We start from the raw sequence: 2,786 nt of genomic DNA, 5'->3' as shown, positions 1-2,786 counted from the left end.
CCTCAAGATCCACCGGCAACAGCCGCGGACTCATGTCGATGTGTCGGTAGCGTGCCATGCCGATGCCCCTTGTTCACGTCCTGCTATTGAAGCAAGATCGGCGGAGGTTTTTCTACAACCTCGTTAGATGCCAAGAGAGCCTGAATTGTTCTTGATCAAATCCACGGCTTCCGACCGAGAGCTGGCCTTCGTCGGTGCGCGGGAACATCATTTCACTGTGGAATTCCGGAGCCTCGAGGTTCGCGCAGTTCGTGAGGTCTATTCCTTCCCCGACGCACCCGGTCCAGAAACATTTTTTTCTCGGATTGCAGCTCATGATCGGCCATGGGCTGGGAGTGACGATTGGAGTTCTCTTGAGGGCGAGTTCTCTATTTCCGCCACATGCGACCGCTCGGGTCATGTGGTTTTTTCTGTGTCTATCTGTGGTGTGCCCGGGGCTGCTGACGAGTGGCGGGTAACGGGGTCAATCACATCCGAGCTTGGGCAGTTGCCTGCGCTGGCGAAGGAAGCAATCCGCTTCTTTGGTGTCGGCGCGGGCATCTAACATCTCATTCGAGGCGGACGGCTACGCCGCCGCTCAATTCCAGCGTTAGGCGCTCTATGAAAGGATTCGAAACCTGCCCGAAATGCTCGGCAAACTTTGAGGGTCGCAGCGCTCTTGTTTGGGGCGGCGTTGCCACTTCTCATGGTTTCACGTTGCCAGCCGCATCCTCCAAGGTTCGTTGCCCTAGATGTGGGTACATTTTCTCGGGCAAGAATGTTCGGTTCTTTGGCTTCCTGTCTGCCCCAGCACTGTGTCTGGCCCTGCTTACAGCGGTTGTTGTTGGCCTGCTTATCGTTATGCTTTCATCAGTTCTATGAGGCTAGGGCCTAACACCTCGTTCAAGGCGGACGGCTTCGCCGCCGCTTAACTCCAGCGTTAGGCGATAAAGACACTCATGCAATTTCGTGTCGAGACTGTAATTTCCCGAGCCGGTGGTGCGTATGTTCTGGCGCGGCAACTCGGCGTCGGGGAGTTCTCTCTTGCAGAGCAACCTCGTCTAGGTGGGGTACCCGTCGCGCGTTCGTTGTCCCAACCTCGCGCCCTCATGCCCGATGGCGCACCTGATACGTCTATTTTTGCCTTCCACTTGGTTTCGCCTTCGGACGCTGCCAAGCTAGTTTCCGGGCAGCTTGTCGAGCTCGCCTAACATCTCGTCCAAGCCGGACGCGCGTACCGCGCGCCGCTTAACTCCAGCGTTAGGCCTTCTGTGTGAGCACTCTTCGGCAGCTGACAACACAAGAGCATGACCTCGTCCTCTGGATGCTGGAGCATGGCAATCCAGAGGCAATTGGCTTCCTGCCGCAACTAGAGCAAGCGTTGGTTACCCCCTGGCAGTGTCTTTGTGGCTGTGCCAGTTTCAATCTGGCTGTTCCTGGCATGCCGGACCACAAAGGCGGTATGCATATCCTCGCCGACTTCCTATTTGGCGACCCCGAAGAACTCAGTGGCGTTTTTGTCTACGAGCAAACAGGCGTTCTCTCTGGCTTGGAAGTCTACGGCCTTGCTGGAGAGGCTCCCAAGACACTACCGTCCATCGCATCCCTCAGGCCTTTCGTCGATGCTGCGAGTCAGGCCTAACCAATCATTCGAGGCGGACGGCTTCGCCGCCGCTCAATTCCAGCGTTAGGCCCACGACATGGCTGTTGCCAAGGAATCGAGATCCATCGCGCTGAGCCTCGTCGCTGCTGGCTTCGGTCCGGCGGTAGGCGGTACCTTGTTCTCCGCCCTCCGAGGAGAATTTGGAGACATCCCTACGGGATTGATGATCTCTTTAGCCGTTTATCCAGTCGCTTTCATATTCGCTTGCATCTTCGGTCTGCCGCTGTTCTTCTTGGCACGCCGATTTAAACTCGTGCAGTGGTGGTTCGCTACTGCATCTGGGTTACTTGTAGGGTGTGCCGCACAGTTTTTTATGCTCAATGGGACGCATCACCTCGAAAATCTTATTCTGTACGCCTTAGAGGGCATTTCGTCGGCACTTCTTTTTTTCACAGTTTGGAGGTGGCGGGCACATGCCTAACCACTCGTTCAAGGCGGACGGCTTCGCCGCCGCTTAACTCCAGCGTTAGGTGTCTCCAAGAATGAGTTTCTTTGCCAAGCTCAGGAAGTGGACCAATCGCGACGACGGCAAGCTCTATCGAGCCGGCAACAGGTCACTTGGTGCGGTCGAGGCTGTCGGTCTACTAATCGCTGTTGCCGCAATCGGCTTGTGGCAACTTCACGTCAAAGCTGGCGTGAGTATCATGTGGGCTTCCGCAGCGGGTGCCATCGGCCTCTTGTTAGCAATCGTAGGTGGCGTCGGCAAAGATCGTGGCCCGCACACCTAACCCGTCATCCAAGCGGACGGCTCCGCCGCCGCTTAATTCCAGCGTTAGGCCGTTAAATGAAAAATTCTTGGCACGTCGCAACGGCAGCAGAACCGTTTGCGGCAGCACAATTTGCTCGATGCGGCTGGGACATTTCGGTGCAGTACGGCGCAAACCAGCCAGAGTACGATCTCGTCGCGGTAGACAAGAGCCGGATGCTCAAGGTTTCAGTAAAGGGCAGTAAAGATGGAGGCTGGGGGCTTACCCAATCCTATCTGTCCAACGCTAACTATCACGGTGCTGTGGACACGAGACTTCCTACGCTTTAGTGGACACCCTGAACTACCACTTCAGGAGTCCACAAGATGCCGAAACCAGGTCCACGAACGACCTACCGCTACAGCCAGGAATTCAAGGCAACCGCTGTCCGTTTGAGC

The 2,786-nt window shown here is 56.2% G+C and carries 5 protein-coding genes; all 5 read left to right on the top strand.

Going from position 1 to position 2,786, the window contains the following annotated elements; translation table 11 throughout:
- Positions 1-151 precede the first annotated feature (151 nt).
- Positions 152-544, top strand: coding sequence for a DUF6228 family protein (locus ACFPPA_RS19020; RefSeq protein WP_377322832.1), 393 nt, complete (start codon positions 152-154; stop codon positions 542-544).
- 708 nt (positions 545-1,252) lie between these two features.
- A complete protein-coding gene (locus ACFPPA_RS19015) occupies positions 1,253-1,621 on the top strand; it encodes a hypothetical protein (protein WP_377322830.1) in 369 nt (122 codons plus the stop codon).
- Positions 1,622-1,679: 58 nt separating this feature from the next.
- A complete protein-coding gene (locus ACFPPA_RS19010) occupies positions 1,680-2,063 on the top strand; it encodes a hypothetical protein (protein ID WP_377322828.1) in 384 nt (127 codons plus the stop codon).
- A 61-nt stretch (positions 2,064-2,124) separates the two neighbouring features.
- The gene (locus tag ACFPPA_RS19005) at positions 2,125-2,370 is read left to right on the top strand and encodes a hypothetical protein (protein ID WP_377322826.1); all 246 of its coding nucleotides are present in this window, start codon (positions 2,125-2,127) and stop codon (positions 2,368-2,370) included.
- Positions 2,371-2,426: 56 nt separating this feature from the next.
- A complete protein-coding gene (locus ACFPPA_RS19000; RefSeq protein WP_377322824.1) occupies positions 2,427-2,678 on the top strand; it encodes a hypothetical protein in 252 nt (83 codons plus the stop codon).
- Positions 2,679-2,786 lie beyond the last annotated feature (108 nt).

The sequence above is a fragment of the Rhodanobacter ginsengisoli genome (assembly GCF_042657065.1).
GTDB lineage: Bacteria > Pseudomonadota > Gammaproteobacteria > Xanthomonadales > Rhodanobacteraceae > Rhodanobacter > Rhodanobacter ginsengisoli.
Note: the sequence above shows the minus strand (reverse complement) of the source record. Positions and strands in the feature narration are given on the sequence as shown.